The organism is Streptomyces cahuitamycinicus, assembly GCF_002891435.1.
Classification (GTDB): Bacteria; Actinomycetota; Actinomycetes; order Streptomycetales; family Streptomycetaceae; genus Streptomyces; species Streptomyces cahuitamycinicus.
The window spans coordinates 28,954-46,051 of record NZ_POUC01000017.1; the positions used below are offsets into that span (position 1 = coordinate 28,954).

Genomic DNA, 17,098 nt, shown 5'->3' on the forward strand with positions numbered 1-17,098 from the left:
GGAATTGCGGGATCCGGTCACCTCTGCCGGATCCCGCGAGCAGGCGTCGTACGTGGCCGCCCCGGCCGGCGCTCCCGCGGGGCGGCCACAGCGCCTGTCACCTCACTTGGTGAGCGTGCAGGCGGCCAGGGAGTCCAGTCCGGCCGGCTTCTCGGCCGTGCGGCCGATGGCCGTGGCGATGCGGTTGACGGTGGAGATCCGCTTGTCCTCCAGGGGGCCGAGGATGGCGTTCTGGACGAAGTTGGGGCCGCCCTGGCCGACCGTGTCGACCAGGCGCTTGTTGGCCTCGGCGACCTGCGTGTCCAGCAGCGTCAGGTTGCGGTCGACCTCGGCCTGGGCCGAGGCGGGGATCGCCGGCAGCTGGGAGGCGACGTCCGGGCAGCTGATGGTGCCGGCCCCGGCGCCCGCCGCGTCGCCCGCACCGGCGCCGCCCTCCTGGGCGCCCCCGCCGGCCTCCGCGCCGGCACCCGCCTCGGTACCCGCGCCGCCTTCTTCGGCGCCCGCACCGGCTCCGGCTCCGGCGCCCGCGCCCGCCTCCGCGCCGGCGCCCGCCTCACCGCCCGCCGCCTCGCCCGCACCGGCGCCACCGTCGGCGTTGAGCTGGCAGGCGGCGAAGGCCTCGAGGCCCTCGGGCTTCGCGGCGGCCCGCCCGATCGCGGTCTCGATGCGGTTCAGAGCGGCGACGCGCTTGTCCTCCAGGGGGCCGAGGATGGCGTTCTGGACGAAGTTGGGGCCGCCCTGGCCGACGGTGTCGACGAGGCGCTTGTTGGCCTCCTCGATCTGGGTCTGCAGATCGCCGAGGTTGCGGTCGACCTCCGCCTTCGCAGAGGCGGGGACGGCGGGCAGCTGGCCCGTGACGTCCGGGCACGTGATGGTGCCGGGGCCCGCCAGCGTCCGGGCGCTCGCGCCACCGCTGTCGGGGGTCTCCCCGGCGAGGGCGAAGCCGGCGATCACCGTGCCGGACAGCGCCACCGCGGCGGCGCCGCCGATGAACGTGACGCGACGCTTGTTGTACTTCGGAAGAGCCCTGGACATGCGGATGCCTCACTAGGGGGTCGGGGGTGTCGTCGGTGTCGTAACGCGGCGCCTGCGTTCGGCGAGAGGTACGGGTAAGCGGTTTCGCGTGTTCAAAGGATCTTCAAATTCCTCTCGCCTGGCCGGAATCCGACCCCCGGTCCGCCTGGATTGACGAATCATGCACTGAACTGCATACTCATGCATATCGAGGATCCGCCCCGAGCAGTAGCGTGACGACCGTCTCCCCGCCTCTGGGCGGGAAGCCGCCGGCACATCCACATCCATCGAGGAGCGCAGCAGGTGAGCAGCAACAGCGGTGACGTCCGGCTCTGGGGCGGTCGTTTCGCCGACGGTCCCGCAGAGGCCCTGGCGAAGCTGTCCGCGTCCGTCCACTTCGACTGGCGCCTCGCGCCGTACGACATCGCCGGTTCGCGCGCCCACGCGCGCGTGCTGCACAAGGCGGGCCTGCTCACCGAAGACGAACTGACCCGCATGATCGCCGGTCTCGACCAGCTGGAGGCCGACGTCGCCGACGGCTCCTTCGTGGGCACGATCGCCGACGAGGACGTCCACACCGCCCTGGAGCGCGGCCTCCTGGAGCGCCTCGGCCCCGACCTGGGCGGCAAACTGCGCGCGGGCCGGTCCCGCAACGACCAGGTCGCGACCCTCTTCCGCATGTACCTGCGGGATCACGCCCGGAGCGTCGGCGGCCTCATCGCCGAGCTCCAGGACGCGCTGATCGGCCTCGCCGAGGCGCACCCCGACGTGGCGATGCCCGGCCGCACACACCTCCAGCACGCCCAGCCCGTCCTCTTCGCCCACCACGTCCTGGCCCACGTCCAGTCCCTCTCCCGGGATGCGGAGCGGCTGCGCCAGTGGGACGCGCGCACGGCGGTCTCGCCCTATGGCTCGGGTGCCCTGGCGGGCTCCTCCCTCGGGCTGGACCCGGAGGCGGTGGCCGAGGACCTCGGCTTCGAGCACGGATCGGCCGGCAACTCCATCGACGGCACGGCCTCCCGCGACTTCGTCGCCGAGTTCGCGTTCATCACGGCGATGATCGGGGTCAATCTCTCCAGGATCGCCGAGGAGATCATCATCTGGAACACGAAGGAGTTCTCCTTCGTGACCCTGCACGACGCGTTCTCCACGGGCTCGTCGATCATGCCGCAGAAGAAGAACCCGGACATCGCGGAGCTGGCGCGCGGCAAGTCCGGCCGCCTGATCGGCAACCTGACCGGCCTGATGGCGACGCTGAAGGCGCTGCCCCTCGCCTACAACCGCGACCTCCAGGAGGACAAGGAGCCGGTCTTCGACTCCATCGACCAGCTGGAGGTCCTGCTCCCGGCCTTCACCGGAATGATGGCCACCCTCACCGTCCACCGCGAGCGCATGGCCGAACTGGCCCCCGCCGGCTTCTCCCTCGCCACGGACATCGCCGAGTGGCTGGTCAAGCAGGGCGTCCCGTTCCGGGTGGCCCATGACGTCGCGGGTGAGTGTGTGAAGACCGCCGAGGCCGAGGGCAAGGAGCTGGACGAGCTGACGGACGACCAGTTCGCGAAGATCTCCAGCCACCTGACCCCCGAGGTCCGCACGGTCCTCAACGTCACCGGCGCCCTGGCCTCCCGCAACGGCAGGGGCGGCACGGCCCCGAGCGCGGTCGCCGTCCAGCTGGCAGAGGTGAAGGCGGACGTGGCGGCCCAGCACGAGTGGGCGGTGGCCAGGAAGCAGGCCTGAGGGCAATCGCCCTCAGGGGCGCGGGGAACCGCGCGAACAGGCGAAGCGACCCGCACTCGCCGAAACACCGCAACGTTCGAGCTCTGAGGCGAAGGTCATCGCGGGTACGTTGGTCGGAAGCCGTACCGGACCCGACCAACGGAGCCCGCGATGCCCTTCGCTCGACTGGCAACCGCAACGACCCCCACCTGCCACATCGGACTGGGCCTCGCCGCCGTAGGGCGCCCCGGCTATATCAACCTCGGACGGGACCAGGATCTCGGAGAGGACCGCAGCGTCGAGGCGCTCCGCCACCGCACCCACGAACTCCTCGACGCCGCCTACGCCCAGGGCGTCCGCTACTTCGACGTCGCCCGCTCCTACGGCCGCTCCGAGGAGTTCCTCGCCGACTGGCTCAAGGCGAGGCCGAGCTTCCGCGACATCGTCGTAGGCAGCAAGTGGGGTTACACCTACACCGCCGACTGGTCGACGGACGCCGAGAAGCACGAGGTCAAGGACCACACCCTCGCCACCTACGAGCGCCAGCGCGCGGAGAGCGAGACCCTGCTCGGCGACCTGCTCGACCTCTACCAGATCCACTCGGTGACCCCGGACAGCCCGGCCCTCACCGACAAGGAGTTGCACGCCAGGCTCGCGGAAGCCGCCGAGCGGGGCCTCACCGTCGGCTTCTCCACCAGCGGCCCCGCGCAGGCGGACGCGATCCGCGCAGCCCTCGCCGTGACGGTCGACGGCGAACCGCTCTTCCGTACGGTGCAGTCCACGTACAACGCGCTGGAGACCTCCGCCGCCCCCGCCCTCGCCGAGGCGCACGACGCCGGACTCACCGTGATCGTCAAGGAGGGCATGGCCAACGGCCGGCTCGCCGGGCCGCACGCTCCTGACGCCGTGCGGGAGATCGCCGAACAGACCGGGATGGGCTGCGACGCCGTCGCCCTGGCCGTGGTCCTCCGGCAGCCCTGGGCCGGTGTCGTCCTCTCCGGTGCCGCGACCACCAACCAGCTCGCCTCTAACCTGCACGCGGCGGTCGTGGACCTCGACGACGACCAGCTGACCCGCCTCGCCGCTCTGGTGGAGGAGCCGCAGGCGTACTGGGAGCGGCGCGCGCAGCTGCCCTGGCACTGATCACCCCCTTCCCTTTCCCTCTGTCCGCTGCCGTGAGTCACGCATGCCCCGAGTGAGACATCCGTGTCTCATCTGCGGTATGTTTGTCTCATGGCTGTCGATCCCGAGCACGTGCTGCGCGCCGCCGCGGCCCTGCTGACCCGCAAATCCACCGCGACCATGGACGAGGTCGCCAGGGCCGCGGGAATCAGCCGGGCCACGCTGCACCGCCACTTCGCCGGACGTGACGCCCTCGTCCGGGCCCTGGAGGCGCTCGGCATCGCGGAGTGCGAGGCCGCGCTGGACGCGGCCCGGCTCGACGAGGGCACCGCGAGCGAGGCCGTACGCCGGCTGGTCGGAGCCGTCGAGCCGGCCGCCGGACTGCTCGCGTTCCTCTACACCGAGAACCAGCTGTTCGAGGGCGAGGAGCAGCACGCGGGCTGGGCCCAGATCGACGACCGGATCTCCGCCCTGTTCCGGCGCGGCCAGCTCAGCGGCGAGTTCCGCATCGATCTCACGCCCGCCTGGCTCACCGAGGCGCTGTACGGCCTGCTGGCCTCCGGCGCCTGGCTGGTGCAGAGCGGCAAGGGCGCCCCCAAGGACTTCCAGCACATGATCGTCGAGCTGTTGCTCGGCGGCGCACTCAGGAGAGAGGAACCATGACCAGCACCCTGCAGCCGGTGTCGACGACCGAGGTGGTGAAGCGCCCGGGCCGTTGGCTCGCGCTCGGCGTTCTCGTGCTCGCCGTGCTGCTGGTGGCCGTCGACGCGACCGTTCTCGGTCTCGCGACCCCCTACATCAGCGAGGATCTCAAGCCCTCCGGCACCCAACTGCTGTGGATCGGCGACGTCTACTCGTTCGTCATCGCCGGTCTGCTCGTCTCCATGGGCAGCCTCGGTGACCGGATCGGCCGCAAGCGGATCCTGCTGGTCGGTGCCACGGCGTTCGGCGCGATATCCGTGTTCAACGCCTACGCCACGACCCCGGAGATGATGATCGTCGCGCGGGCGCTGCTCGGCGTCGCCGGCGCGACCCTGATGCCGGCCACGCTCGCGCTGATCCGCAACCTCTTCCACGACCCGCGCGAGCGCAGTCTGGCCGTCGGCGTCTGGGGCGCCACCGCCTCCGCCGGTACGGCCGTCGGCCCGATCGTCGGCGGTTTCCTGCTGGAGCACTTCTGGTGGGGGTCGGTCTTCCTGATCAACCTGCCCGTGATGGCCGTGCTGGTCGTGGTCGGGATCAAGCTGCTGCCCGAGTCGCGCACCGCGAACCCCGGCCCCTGGGATCTGGTCAGCGTCGTGCTGTCGCTGGTCGGCATGATCGGTGTCGTGTACGCGATCAAGGAAGCGGCGACGCACGGCTTCGCGTGGACCACCCTGGCCGCGGGCCTGCTGGGCGCGGCCGCCCTGTACGGGTTCGTCCGCCGCCAGTTCAGGCTCCCGACGCCACTGCTGGACATGCGGCTGTTCAGCAACCGCGGCTTCAGCGGCGCGGTGCTGGCCGATCTGCTGACCATCCTCGGCTTGTCCGGCCTGGTGTTCTTCCTGTCGCAGTACCTGCAACTCGTCCAGGGCAGGCGTCCGTTCGAGGCCGGACTGGCCGAACTGCCCGCGGCGATCGGCGCGGTGGTGGCCGGACTCCTCGCGGGGCGAGCGGCACGGCGCTTCTCGGTGCGTACCGTCGTCTCCGGAGGTCTCGCGGCCATCGGCCTAGCGCTGGCCGCGCTCACGGTGCTCGACCAGTCCACCGGCTATCCGCTGCTCGGTACGGCGCTGCTGGTGGTCGGTGTGGGTGCCGGCCTCTCGTTCACGGTCACCGCCGACGTGATCCTCTCGAGCGTGCCCAAGGAACAGGCGGGCTCCGCGTCCGCGGTGTCCGAGACGGCGTACGAACTCGGTGCCGCGCTCGGCATCGCCGCGCTCGGGTCGATCGTCACCGGCGTCTACCGCGACTTCACCGGTCCCGTGGGCACACCGGCCGCGGCCCACGAGTCGCTGGGCGGCGCGGTCGATGCGGCCGCGGGTCTTCCGGCCCACAGGGCAGCCGCGATGCTGGACGCGGCCCGCACGTCCTTCGTCGACGGCCTGGCCCTCGCGGCGGGCGTGGGCGCGACGGTCCTGCTGGCCGCGGCGGTGGCGGCGTGGTTCCTGCTGAGGGGACAGCACCTGGAGAACGCCGAACCGGACCACGCGTAGCCGAGGACCCGGACCTGACACCGAAGCACGACGCCCTCAGGGGCGCGGGGAACTGCGCGACAAACCCCAACGCACCCGCACCGGAAAACCTACGCCGCTTCCTTCGCCTTGCTCGCGTACATGTCCACGTACTCCTGCCCGGACAGCCGCATGACCTCGGCCATCACCGAGTCGGTCACGGCCCGCAGAACATACCGGTCCCGGTCCATCCCCTCGTACCGGGAGAACTCCATCGCCTCACCGAACCGCACGGTGACCTTGCCCGGCCGGGGCAGCCCCGCCCCGCCCGGCTGGAGCTTGTCCGTCCCGATCATGGCGAAGGGCACCACTGGCGCACCCGTCATCAGGGTCAGCCGGGCGATCCCCGTCCGCCCCCGGTACAGCCGCCCGTCGGGGGACCGCGTCCCCTCCGGGTAGATGCCGAACATGCGGCCTTCCTCCAGCATCCGTCGCCCGGTCATCAGCGCGGCGACACCGCCCCGGCCACCGTCGCGATCCACCGGGATCATGCCGACGCCGGTGAAGAACCAGGCCATCAGCCGGCCCTTGAGGCCCTTGCCGGTCACGTACTCGTCCTTGCCGATGAAGACGACCTGACGGTCGCAGACCAGCGGCAGGATCATCGAGTCGATGAACGTCAGGTGGTTGCCGGCCAGGATGACCGGGCCGTTGCCGGGAATGTGCTCCGCACCCTCCACCCGTGGGCGGAACATCAGGCGCATGGCCGGGCCGAGCACTGCCTTGATGAGCGCGAAGCGGGACAACGGACCCTCCGGTGTCAAGGGGTTCTGTATGAGTCTGTGCAGGTGAGGACGATACTCGTGGCCCCGGGCATCGCGCACATCGGGCCGGGCGACTTCACCGAGACCTTACGCATTGTTGACGCGTGTTTACCTGCGGTGGCGCGCCGCCAGAAGGGCGTAACGCGGCCGACTTGATGTGACGCACATCGCCCCGGAGTACACCGCTCGCGTTCCCAAAACCGCCGGACCGAATCGAACAGACTCGACGAACCGTCAATTCATCCTTCTCACCAGCCACTACGACATCCGACGTCACCCGCGTGTTCCGTCCGAGGTCTCCCACCGGTCATGTACGCGCCCCTACGATCGGGCCGCACTGACGAGCCGAACGGCAGGAAGGGCGCTCATGGGAACGCACGAGTCGAACGAAGAAACGAGCGGTGCCGGACCGAGCGGTGCCGGACCGAGCGGAGCCGGACCGAGCGGAGCCGGACCGAGCGGAGCCGGACCGAGCGGGACCGGGCCGAGCGGTACCGGGCGGCGGGCCCTGCTCGGCGCGGCGGTACTCGGCGCCGGGGGAGCGGTCCTGGGCATGGCCGGCACCGCGCGAGCGGACGGCGCCCGGCACGGCGGCGGACCGGGGAACCTGCCCAGGCCGACGATCATCGGCCACCGCGGCGCCAGCGGCTACCGCCCGGAGCACACGTTCGGTGCGTACCAGCTGGCCCTCGACATGGGTGCCGACATCGTCGAGGCGGGCGACCTGGTCCCGACCAGGGACGGGCACCTGGTCTGCCGTCACGAGCCGGAGATCGGCGGCACCACGGACGTCGCCGACCATCCCGAGTTCGCCGGCCGCAAGAAGACCAAGCTGCTCGACGGCGTCTCCACCACCGGCTGGTTCACCGAGGACTTCACGCTCGCCGAGCTGAAGACGCTGCGCGCCGTCGAGCGCATCCCGGCCAACCGTCCGCACAACACCCTCTACAACGGCCGCTGGGAGATCCCCACCTTCGAAGAGGTCCTCAGATGGCAGGACGAGCAGACCCGCAGGCGCGGCAAGCGGGTGTGGATCTACCCCGAGCTCAAGCACCCGACCTACTTCCGCAAGCAGGGCCTCCCGCTGGAGGAGCGCGTCGCCAAGCTGCTGCGCAAGTACCGCAAGGACCGGCGGACCTCCCCGGTCATCCTCCAGTCCTTCGAGCCGACCAGCATCCAGCGTCTGCACAGGCTCGTCGACAACCCGCTGGTCGTCCTGCTGTCCTCGGCGGACTCCCGCCCCTGGGACTTCGTCGAGACCGGTGACCCGCGCACGGTCGCCGACCTGGTCAAGCCGGCCGGCCTCAGGGAGATCGCCTCCTACGCGCGCGGCATCGGCCCGACCCTGGACCTGGTCATCCCGCGCGACGCCCAGGGCAAGCTGACCCGGCCGACGTCGCTCGTCTCCGACGCCCACAAGGTGGGCCTGATCCTGCACCCGTACACGATGCGCAACGAGAACCCCTTCCTGCCCGCCGACTTCCGCAAGGGCATGGACGCGGACGCCTACGGTGACGTCTTCGGCGCGTACCGGGCGTACTTCGCGACCGGCATCGACGGCGTCTTCACCGACCAGCCCGACACGGGTCTGCTGGCCCGCGAGGACTTCAACGGCTGAGCCCGTCAACACCCGAGGTCACACCCCCCGGTCGAGTGAGCTTCGGCCGCCCGGGCAACCCGCAGCCCGGGTGGCCGCGTCGCTCCGCATATGACGCACGACCTGGTCACCGCCCTGCGCCCGCTGCTCACCGCCGAGGCCTCCGCGGAGGCATATTCCACCGGAACCGAGCCGGGCGACCTGGAGCAGGCGGTCTGGCTCCGCCTGCTGGAGCGCCTCGACACCGAGGGCCCGCCGCTCGACCCGCAGCAGTGGCTCCGCCGCGCCGTCCGCTCCGAAGTGCGCCGCACCCGCCGTACGAACCGTCTCGAACGGCCGTACGCAGGTGAACCGGCCGACGACCCGGACCGCGATCCCGAACAGCTCGCCCTCGCCGCGGCCCGCGGCCGGGCCCTGCGCGAGGCCGTGCGCCGCCTCCCGGGCCGCTGCCCCCGGCTGATGGAGGCCCTGCTCTCGCCGGAGGACCCGACATACCGGGAAATCGCAGGGGAGTTGGGTATCTCACAGGGGAGTCTTGGCCCGGAACGTTCCAGATGCCTGGGATGTCTCCGAAGATTGCTCACACCGGAGGTTGCGGCCCGCTGAGGACGGGGATAGGAGTGGGGGACGACTGGTGATCAGATGAGCGGGAGGCGTGCGCACATGGGCATGAGCGTGACCATCTCTGCGGCGACCGAGCAGGACGCGGAGCAGATCTTCAGACTGCAGTACCTGTGCTTCCAGACGGAGGCGGCGCTGTACGGGAACTACCGCATCGACCCGCTCGTCCAAACCCTCGACTCGGTCCGCGAGGAAGTCACCCGTGACTGCGTCTTCGTGGCCCGGCTCGGCGAGGAGGTCGTGGGCTCGGTCCGCGGCTCGGTCACCGAGGACGGCGCCGCCGGGATCGGCAAGCTCTGCGTCCACCCCCGGCTCCAGGGGCACGGCATCGGCGCCCGCCTGCTCCGGGCGGCCGAGACGGCCCTCGCCGACCAGCACGGCGCCACCCGCTTCCGCCTCCACACCGGCCACCGCAGCGAGGGCAACCTCCGCCTCTACCGCAAGGTCGGCTACGAGACGGTGGGCACGTCCCAGGGCTCCGACGGCGTACCGATGATCGTCCTGGAGAAGCCGGCCGGGGCCTACGCGGCGACGGCTTGACGCCCAGGGGCGCGGGGAGCTGCGCGATCAATCCCGCACCACCCGCACTCGCCGACGCCCCTCAGCCGCTGTCCCCCTGCCGCGCACGCGACGTCCGCAGCCAGTAGATCGCCGACACCGGCAACAGAATGGGGATGAACACGTAGCCCATCCCGAAGTCCGACCACACGGTCGCGTCCGGGAAGGCCGACGGCTCGATCAACGTCCAGGTCCCCACCGTCAGCACACCCGCCAACTCGGCGACACAGCACGCCAGTGCGGCCTTCCTCGCCTTCTCCCCGCCCCGCACCAGCGAGTACGTGATGAACCCGTACACCAGCCCCGCCACCGCCGACAGCGAGTACGCCAGCGGTGCCCGGTCGAACTCCGTCGCGATCTGATACGCGGACCGCGACACCGCGCCCACGACCATCACGCCGTACAGCCACACCAGCAGCGTGCCCGGCCCGCTGATCAGCCGCCGCCGGCTCACCTCAGCCTCCCCAGATGTCATGGAGACGCACCTCCAGCACCGCCAGCACCACACCGCCGGCGGCCACCGTCACCGAACCCCACCGCGTCCGCTCGGCCAGCGACATGAACCCGGCCGCCGGGACACAGGCGAACGCCCCCAGCAGGTACGCCACGAAGATCGTCGTCCCCTGCTCCGGTTCCTCGCCCCGCGCCAGCAGCACGATCCCGACCACCAGCTGGACCAGCGACAGCAGCGTGACCACGGCCATCCCGATGAAGTGCCAGTCCTTCGTCGGCTGGTCACGGTAGGCGGCCCAGCCGCACCAGGCGGCGAGCAGCAGCGCGGCGACGCCGGTCACCAGCGTCAGGGCATCAAGCATGCTGCGACCTTATTACGGCCGAAAAGGCCCGATGCCTGCGGCCCTGGCCTGCACCGTAGGGTCGAGGCCATGACCATCCACGCCCAGGCCCTGCTGTTCGACAACGACGGAACCCTCGTCTCCTCCCTCGCCTCCGTGGACCGCTGCTGGACACGATGGGCCACGGAGTACGGCATCACGGCCGAGGAGTTCGCCCGGATCGAACTGCACGGACGGCCGGCCGCCGAGATAGCCGCCGACCTGCTGCCCGCCGAGATCGTCCCGCAGGCCGTCGCCCGCATCGAGGACCTGGAGGTCGACGACGTACCGAACGGCGGTGTGCACCTGTTGCCAGGCACCCGCGGCTTCCTCGACTCCCTGCCCGGCGACCGCTGGGCCGTCGTCACCTCCGCCACCCGGCGACTCGCCGAGGCCCGGCTCGACGCCGTCGGCATCCTGCCCAAGACGCTCGTCGCCGCCGACGACATCACGCGCGGCAAGCCCGACCCCGAGCCCTACCTCCTCGCCGCCCGCGCCCTCGGCGTCGACCCGGCGCACTGCGTCGTGTTCGAGGACGCCCCCGCGGGCCTGGCGTCCGGCCGCGCCGCCGGCATGACCACCGTGGCGTTGACCACAACCCACCAGGCGCACCAACTCCGGGCCGACCTGGTCGTCGAGAACCTGTCGGCCCTGTCCGCACTGGTCACCGAGCAGGGCGTGGAGATTTCCCCGCGCGCCTGAACGCTCACGATTCTGTCCACCGCTGTCCAGCATCCGGACAGCGGAGGGTCGGTAAGGACCGTACGCGTGTTTTACTGACGGCATGACCACGACGAGCGACCGCATCCCTGCGACCGAGGCGACCATGACGCCCGGTGCTCGTTGTATGTGTCGAATGTGCGCCTTCTAGAGGGCCCCCGCACCACCCCCTGAGCTCGCGCCCCGAAGCGAGACCGCGGCCTGTCCGCACGCTCTGAGCGCTGCGTGACCTCATGCCGCCCCGCGCACCTGTTCTCCCCGGTTCCACTTCCCAGCGAGAACCGTGTCGCGTCTCTGACCGAACGCACCTGTGCCCGGGCACACCCACGCCCGCGCACTCGACAGTGACGGAATCCCAGTGATCACCACCTCGGGCCTGACCAAGGTCTACCGCGCACGCGGCCGCGAGGTCACCGCCCTGGACGGCGTCGACCTCCACGTCCGCGAAGGCGAGGTGTACGGCGTCATCGGCCAGTCCGGCGCCGGCAAGTCCTCGCTCATCCGCTGCGTCAACCTGCTGGAACGCCCCACGGCCGGCACCGTGACCGTCGCCGGGCAGGACCTCACCGCCCTGGCCGGCCGAGGCCCGCGCGCCGGGAGGGAACTGCGGCAGGCGCGCAGCCGCATCGGCATGGTCTTCCAGCACTTCAACCTGCTGTCCTCTCGGACCGTCCAGGACAACGTCGAACTGCCGCTGGAGATCCTCGGCACGTCAGGGCAGGAACGCTCCCGCAAGGCACTGGAGCTGCTCGACCTGGTCGGCCTGGCCGACAAGGCGAAGTCCTACCCGGCCCAGCTCTCCGGTGGCCAGAAGCAGCGGGTCGGCATCGCCCGCGCGCTCGCCGGCGACCCGAAGGTGCTGCTGTCCGACGAGGCCACCAGCGCCCTCGACCCGGAGACCACCCGCTCGATCCTGGCGCTGCTGCGCGACCTCAACCGGCAGCTCGGTCTGACCGTTCTGCTCATCACCCACGAGATGGACGTCGTGAAGTCCGTCTGCGACTCGGCCGCCCTCATGGAGAACGGGCGCATCGTCGAGTCCGGCACGGTCAGCGAGCTTCTCGCGACCCCCGGCTCGGAACTCGCCTCGGCGCTCTTCCCGCTCGGCGGCGAGGCCTCCGGCGAGGACCGCACCGTCGTCGACGTCACCTTCCAGGGCGAAAGCGCCACCCAGCCCGTCATCTCGCAGCTGGCCCGCACCTACAACATCGACATATCGATCCTCGGCGCCGCCATCGACACCGTCGGCGGCCTCCAGGTCGGCCGGATGCGCATCGAACTGCCCGGCCGTTACGAGGACAACGTCGTGCCGATCGGCTTCCTGCGTGAACGGGGGCTCCGGATCGACGTCCTGGGCCACGAGACCGAACCGGTGAAGGAAGGTGCCAAGTGACCTGGTCCGAGATGCAGCCCCTGCTGGAGCAGGCCTGTTGGGACACGCTCTACATGGTCGGCTGGTCCACGCTCATCGCCGTCGTCGGCGGACTGCCGCTCGGCATCCTGCTGGTCCTCACCGACCGGGGCGGCCTCCTGCAGAACCTCACGGCCAACAAGGTCATCGGGCAGGTCGTGAACATCGCCCGTTCCCTGCCGTTCATCATCCTGATGGTCGCCCTGATGGGCTTCACCCGCTCGATCACCGGGACGACCATCGGCGTCGAGGCAGCCATCGTGCCGCTCGCCGTCGGCGCCATCCCGTTCTTCGCGCGCCTGGTCGAGACGGCCGTCCGCGAAGTGGACCACGGGCTCGTCGAGGCCGTGCAGTCCATGGGCGGCAACACCTGGACCATCGTCCGCAGGGTCCTCGTCCCCGAGTCCCTGCCGTCGCTGATCTCCAGCACCACCACCACGATCGTCGCTCTCATCGGCTACTCGGCCATGGCGGGCACCGTCGGCGCCGGCGGCCTCGGCGACATCGCCATCCGCTACGGCTACCAGCGCTTCGAGACCCAGCTGATGTGGGTCACCGTCGCGATCCTCGCCGTCGTCATCTCGGTCATCCAGTTCGCCGGCGACTACGCGGCCCGCTCCCTGCACCGCCGCGGCTCCCATGCGGGCCCCGCCCCCAAACTGCGGCTCCTCAAAGCCGCCTCCTGAACCCCCCGTCACCCTCAACGGGGTCGCACCACCCGCAAGGCCATAAGGAAAGGCACTTTTCGTGCGTAACACCGCCAAGACCACCACCGCCGTCCTCGCAGCCGGAGCCCTCACCCTCGGGCTCAGCGCATGCGGCGCCGGCAGCTCCGGCACAGACGGCCCCCTGATCGTCGCCGCCAGCCCCGTCCCGCACGCCGAGATCCTGAACTACGTCAAGGACAACCTCGCCGAGAAGGAAGGGCTCGACCTCCAGGTCAAGGAATTCACCGACTACGTCACTCCGAACACGGCGACGCAGGACGGCTCGGTCGGCGCCAACTACTTCCAGAACAAGCCGTACCTCGACGACTTCAACAAGAAGAACGGCACCGACATCGTGCCCGTCGTCACGGTCCACCTGGAACCGCTCGGCCTCTACTCCCACAAGGCCAAGAAGGCCGGCGACCTGAAGAGCGGTGCCACCGTCGCCATCCCCAACGACACGGTCAACGAGGCCCGCGCCCTCAAGCTCCTCGCCGCCGACGGACTCATCACCCTCAAGGCGGGCGTCGGCAACGAGGCGACCCCCTCCGACATCACCAAGAACCCCAAGAACCTCGAGTTCAAGGAGCTGGAGGCGGCCCAGACGCCGCGCTCCCTCGACGACGTGGACGCCGCCGTCGTCAACGGCAACTACGCCATCGAGTCCGACCTCAAGCCCTCCGAGGACGCCCTCATCCTCGAGTCGCCGAAGAGCAACCCCTACGGCAACTTCCTCGCCGTGAAGAAGGGCGACGAGGACGACCCGCGCGTGAAGAAGCTCGCGAAGCTCCTCACCTCGCCCGAGGTGGAGAAGTTCATCCAGGACAAGTACGCCGGCTCCGTGCTCGCCTCGTTCTGAGCCCACACCCGGCACCCCCGCACGGGCCCTTCCTCCATCCACGGGGGGAGGGCCCCGTGATGCGGACCGATGCTTTCATGCTGCATGCTGGGCAGTTCAGCATGCCCAGAAGGTTCACCGAAGGTTACGGAGCGGCGCATGACGAGCACCTTCCCCAACATCTCCATCAGCACGGAGCGGTTGGTGCTGCGTCCCCTCGACGAAGACGACGTCGCCTCCCTGGCCGCGATGATGAACGACGAACAGGTGGCCGCCTGGACCCGTGCCCCCCAGCCCTTCACGGAGGACGGCGCTCGCACCTGGATCACCGACCACGCCCCCGCCGAGCGCACCGGAGGGCGCGGAATCGACTTCGCGGTCACCGAGTTCCTCACCCAGCGCCTGGTCGGCGTCATCCAGCTCACCAAGACGAACTGGCGCGTGCGGTCCACCGAGATGTCGTACATCATCGCCCCCTGGGCCCGCGGTGAGGGCTACGCCTCCGAGGCCGCCCTGGCCACCGCCCAGTGGCTCCTGGGGGACCAGAAGTTCGAGCGCATCGAACTGCGCACGGCGGCCGACAACACCGCCTCCCAGCAGGTCGCGCAGAAGATCGGCTGTATCAGCGAGGGCGTGCTGCGCAACGCCTGTATAGCCCGGGCCCGCGCCGAGGACGGCACGTGGACCGACGTGCGCACCGACTTCATCGTCTGGAGCCTGCTCCCCGAGGACCTGGAAGGCGTCGGCGAGCAGCTGCGGGACGGCTTCACGTCCTTCGGCGACTGGAACTGACCGGAACCACCCGCAGGACGACGGCGACGACGACGCCGCGGCTCCCTCCGACGCCTCCACCGGGTACCCTCACGGAGCCCACCCGCGGGCTGCCCCCCCACAACGCCACGCAGACGACCTGCGAAAACCCCAGGAGACTGACGACGATGGCCGACCGGGTCACGGTGATCGGCTGGGACGGTTCGCCGCTGACCGCCGCGGCGAGCGCCGCCCTGGGTGCCGCCACGCTCGTGGCCGGTGCCGCCCACCACCTGGCGCTCCCCGAGGTCCCCGCCGGCGCCGAGCGCATCCGCCTCGGCAGTGTCGCCCTCGCCGCCCGCCGCATCGCCGGCCACCGCGGCACGGCCGTCGTGCTCGCCGACGGCGACCCCGGCTTCTTCGGAGTCGTACGCACGCTGCGCGCCCCCGAGTTCGGCCTTGAGGTGGAGGTCGTCCCCGCCGTCTCCGCCGTCGCCGCCGCCTTCGCCCGCGCCGGCATGCCCTGGGACGACGCACAGGTGGTCGCCGCACACCCCCGTACGCTGCGACGCGCCGTCAACGTCTGCCGCGCCCACACCAAGGTCGCGGTCCTCACCTCACCCGGCGCCGGCCCTGCCGAACTCGGTCTGCTCCTCGAAGGAGTCCACCGCTCCTTCGTCGTCTGCGAGGAACTCGGCACCACCCGCGAGCGCGTCTCCGTCGTCACCTCCGACAAGGCCGCCGACCACACCTGGCGCGACCCCAATGTCGTCATCGTCCTCGGCGGCCCGTCCCGGCCGGACGCGGCGGTGGAGGCAGGCGGCTGGATCTCCGGCCGCGACCCGTCCGCCGGACCGCGCGGCTGGACCCTGCCCGCCGACGCGTACGGCGCGGATCTCGGCGAGGGGGAGACCCACCTGCTGCGCGCCTCCCAACTCGCCCGCCTCGGGCCCCGCGTCGGCGACCTCGTCTGGGACATCGGCTGCCGCAGCGGCGCCTTCGCCGTCGAGGCCGCACGGGCCGGTGCCGCCGTCCTCGCCGTCGACAGCGACCGGTCCGCCTGCGCCCGCACCGACGCCGCCGCCCGCCGCCTCGGCGTCCAGCTCCAGATCGTGCACGGCACCGCCCCGCACATCCTGGAGAACCTCCCCGAGCCCGATGTCGTCCGGGTCGGCGGCGGGGGAGCGGCCGTCGTCTCGGCGGTCGCCGACCGACGCCCGCAGCGCATCGTCACGCACGCCGCCACCCGCGACGCCGCCGAACTCATCGGCCGCGACCTCACCGAGCACGGCTACGGCGTCGAGTGCGCCCTGCTGCAGTCCGTCGAACTCGACAGCAAGGCCTGGACGGAGAAGGAGCGGAGCGTCGCGTTCCTGCTCAGCGGCGTGCTGCCGCGGCGCAGCGCCTGACCCAGCCGCCGTCCCCGTGATCGGCTTGTCGTACTGCGCGCGGTAGGCTGGCCGATCGCTGCACCGCCAAGGACGCCCGGCGCTTCGTCGGCCAATGTCCGGAAAGCGCGCCCGTTTTGGGTTGTGTGTGGTACGGCAGAACCGAAGGGCGCGCAACGTGGCGCAGTCCACAGCGGACCGTCGCGGATCAAGCTGCCGTGAGGGTGGTACGGCCGCGACAATGCCAGTGAATGGCTTTGTCGCCTTTTCGGGGCGGACCGTTCGTGCCGCTGGGGACGCACGCTCGTTCTTCACTGCGGGGCGGTCGGTGCGCCGTTCCGGGCGAGCAGGTCGTAGGAGCACTAACCGATGGGCGAGGGGTACGCATGACCGACACCGGCCAGGTCCCGGGCGAGGGGCTGCCGGAGAGTGCAGGCATGGTGGAGCAGCCGGGCGTCGCCGCGCCCGGTGCGTACACCTACCTCTCCGAGACCACCGCAGAGGCAGAGGACGAAGACCTGCTGCTGTTGCCTGGTGCCCAGGGCGCCTGGGGCAACGAGGTCCCTCCGCCCGCGCCGGAGCCGGTCCTCGAGGCCGTGCACCAGCCGGGCCCGCACGAGATCTCCGGCCGCGACAGCGGCTCGGTCGACCTCGGCGGCGTCCGTCTGCCCGACCCGCCGCCGATCCCGCCCGTCACCCCGCGCCGGCCACTGCACCTCGGTCCGCCGCTGCCCGACAGCTCCGCCAGCCCGGTCCGCTCCCTCGCCGACCGCGGCCCCGCGGACGCGCCCGTGCGCCAGCCGGTGCCGTCCGCCGCGGGCCCCGAGTACCTCGACGGCCCCCGCG

At 71.0% G+C, this 17,098-nt stretch carries 17 protein-coding genes and 1 pseudogene; 14 read left to right on the top strand and 4 right to left on the bottom strand.

Going from position 1 to position 17,098, the window contains the following annotated elements:
• Positions 1–102: 102 nt before the first annotated feature.
• Complete coding sequence (locus C1J00_RS04455) at positions 103–1,035, bottom strand: hypothetical protein (RefSeq protein WP_102907709.1); 933 nt, start codon at positions 1,033–1,035, stop codon at positions 103–105.
• A 282-nt stretch (positions 1,036–1,317) separates the two neighbouring features.
• Between C1J00_RS04455 and argH the strand changes: the two genes are divergently transcribed.
• From argH to C1J00_RS04475, 4 genes are all read left to right on the top strand, one after another.
• On the top strand, positions 1,318–2,751 hold the full coding sequence (gene argH / locus C1J00_RS04460; protein ID WP_102907710.1) for an argininosuccinate lyase: 1,434 nt from the start codon (positions 1,318–1,320) through the stop codon (positions 2,749–2,751).
• A 150-nt stretch (positions 2,752–2,901) separates the two neighbouring features.
• On the top strand, positions 2,902–3,873 hold the full coding sequence (locus C1J00_RS04465) for an aldo/keto reductase (protein WP_102907711.1): 972 nt from the start codon (positions 2,902–2,904) through the stop codon (positions 3,871–3,873).
• Between the two features lie 90 nt (positions 3,874–3,963).
• Positions 3,964–4,515, top strand: coding sequence for a TetR/AcrR family transcriptional regulator (locus tag C1J00_RS04470; RefSeq protein ID WP_180989402.1), 552 nt, complete (start codon positions 3,964–3,966; stop codon positions 4,513–4,515).
• Positions 4,512–6,047 carry an MFS transporter gene (locus C1J00_RS04475; RefSeq protein WP_102907713.1) on the top strand — a complete coding sequence of 512 codons (1,536 nt, stop codon included), beginning with the start codon at positions 4,512–4,514 and terminating at the stop codon, positions 6,045–6,047. Before C1J00_RS04470 ends, C1J00_RS04475 begins: the two co-directional genes overlap by 4 nt.
• Positions 6,048–6,136: 89 nt before the next feature.
• Here the strand turns inward: C1J00_RS04475 and C1J00_RS04480 are convergent, their stop codons facing one another.
• On the bottom strand, positions 6,137–6,811 hold the full coding sequence (locus C1J00_RS04480; RefSeq protein ID WP_102907714.1) for a lysophospholipid acyltransferase family protein: 675 nt from the start codon (positions 6,809–6,811) through the stop codon (positions 6,137–6,139).
• 571 nt (positions 6,812–7,382) lie between these two features.
• On the opposite strand from C1J00_RS04480, the gene C1J00_RS04490 reads away from it, so the two are divergent.
• The 3 genes from C1J00_RS04490 (at position 7,383) to C1J00_RS04500 (ending at position 9,587) form a co-directional block, all read left to right on the top strand.
• The gene (locus C1J00_RS04490; RefSeq protein ID WP_245936196.1) at positions 7,383–8,447 is read left to right on the top strand and encodes a glycerophosphodiester phosphodiesterase; all 1,065 of its coding nucleotides are present in this window, start codon (positions 7,383–7,385) and stop codon (positions 8,445–8,447) included.
• 90 nt (positions 8,448–8,537) lie between these two features.
• The gene (locus tag C1J00_RS04495; protein WP_102907715.1) at positions 8,538–9,032 is read left to right on the top strand and encodes an RNA polymerase sigma factor; all 495 of its coding nucleotides are present in this window, start codon (positions 8,538–8,540) and stop codon (positions 9,030–9,032) included.
• A 57-nt stretch (positions 9,033–9,089) separates the two neighbouring features.
• A complete protein-coding gene (locus C1J00_RS04500) occupies positions 9,090–9,587 on the top strand; it encodes a GNAT family N-acetyltransferase (protein WP_102907716.1) in 498 nt (165 codons plus the stop codon).
• Between the two features lie 61 nt (positions 9,588–9,648).
• Here C1J00_RS04500 and C1J00_RS04505 read toward each other — a convergent pair whose 3' ends face one another.
• Together C1J00_RS04505 and C1J00_RS04510 are read right to left on the bottom strand one after the other, a co-directional pair.
• Positions 9,649–10,080 carry a hypothetical protein gene (locus C1J00_RS04505; RefSeq protein ID WP_102907717.1) on the bottom strand — a complete coding sequence of 144 codons (432 nt, stop codon included), beginning with the start codon at positions 10,078–10,080 and terminating at the stop codon, positions 9,649–9,651.
• The gene (locus C1J00_RS04510; protein WP_102907718.1) at positions 10,061–10,420 is read right to left on the bottom strand and encodes a hypothetical protein; all 360 of its coding nucleotides are present in this window, start codon (positions 10,418–10,420) and stop codon (positions 10,061–10,063) included. Before C1J00_RS04510 ends, C1J00_RS04505 begins: the two co-directional genes overlap by 20 nt.
• A 69-nt stretch (positions 10,421–10,489) precedes the next feature.
• Here C1J00_RS04510 and C1J00_RS04515 point away from each other — a divergent pair, with 69 nt between their 5' ends.
• The 7 genes and pseudogenes from C1J00_RS04515 to C1J00_RS04545 all read left to right on the top strand — a co-directional run.
• Positions 10,490–11,140 carry an HAD family hydrolase gene (locus tag C1J00_RS04515; protein ID WP_102907719.1) on the top strand — a complete coding sequence of 217 codons (651 nt, stop codon included), beginning with the start codon at positions 10,490–10,492 and terminating at the stop codon, positions 11,138–11,140.
• A 376-nt stretch (positions 11,141–11,516) separates the two neighbouring features.
• Entirely contained in the window at positions 11,517–12,551 is a 1,035-nt protein-coding gene (locus tag C1J00_RS04520; protein ID WP_102907720.1) for a methionine ABC transporter ATP-binding protein, read from the top strand.
• A complete protein-coding gene (locus tag C1J00_RS04525; protein WP_102907721.1) occupies positions 12,548–13,255 on the top strand; it encodes a methionine ABC transporter permease in 708 nt (235 codons plus the stop codon). The genes C1J00_RS04520 and C1J00_RS04525 overlap by 4 nt, the downstream gene beginning before the upstream one ends.
• A 61-nt stretch (positions 13,256–13,316) precedes the next feature.
• Positions 13,317–14,135 carry a MetQ/NlpA family ABC transporter substrate-binding protein gene (locus C1J00_RS04530; protein WP_102907722.1) on the top strand — a complete coding sequence of 273 codons (819 nt, stop codon included), beginning with the start codon at positions 13,317–13,319 and terminating at the stop codon, positions 14,133–14,135.
• Positions 14,136–14,273: 138 nt separating this feature from the next.
• On the top strand, positions 14,274–14,906 hold the full coding sequence (locus tag C1J00_RS04535; protein ID WP_102907723.1) for a GNAT family N-acetyltransferase: 633 nt from the start codon (positions 14,274–14,276) through the stop codon (positions 14,904–14,906).
• A gap of 146 nt (positions 14,907–15,052) precedes the next feature.
• A complete protein-coding gene (gene cbiE / locus C1J00_RS04540) occupies positions 15,053–16,273 on the top strand; it encodes a precorrin-6y C5,15-methyltransferase (decarboxylating) subunit CbiE (RefSeq protein ID WP_102907724.1) in 1,221 nt (406 codons plus the stop codon).
• A 365-nt stretch (positions 16,274–16,638) separates the two neighbouring features.
• Positions 16,639–17,098: pseudogene (locus C1J00_RS04545) on the top strand (nicotinate-nucleotide--dimethylbenzimidazole phosphoribosyltransferase); the annotation flags it as partial.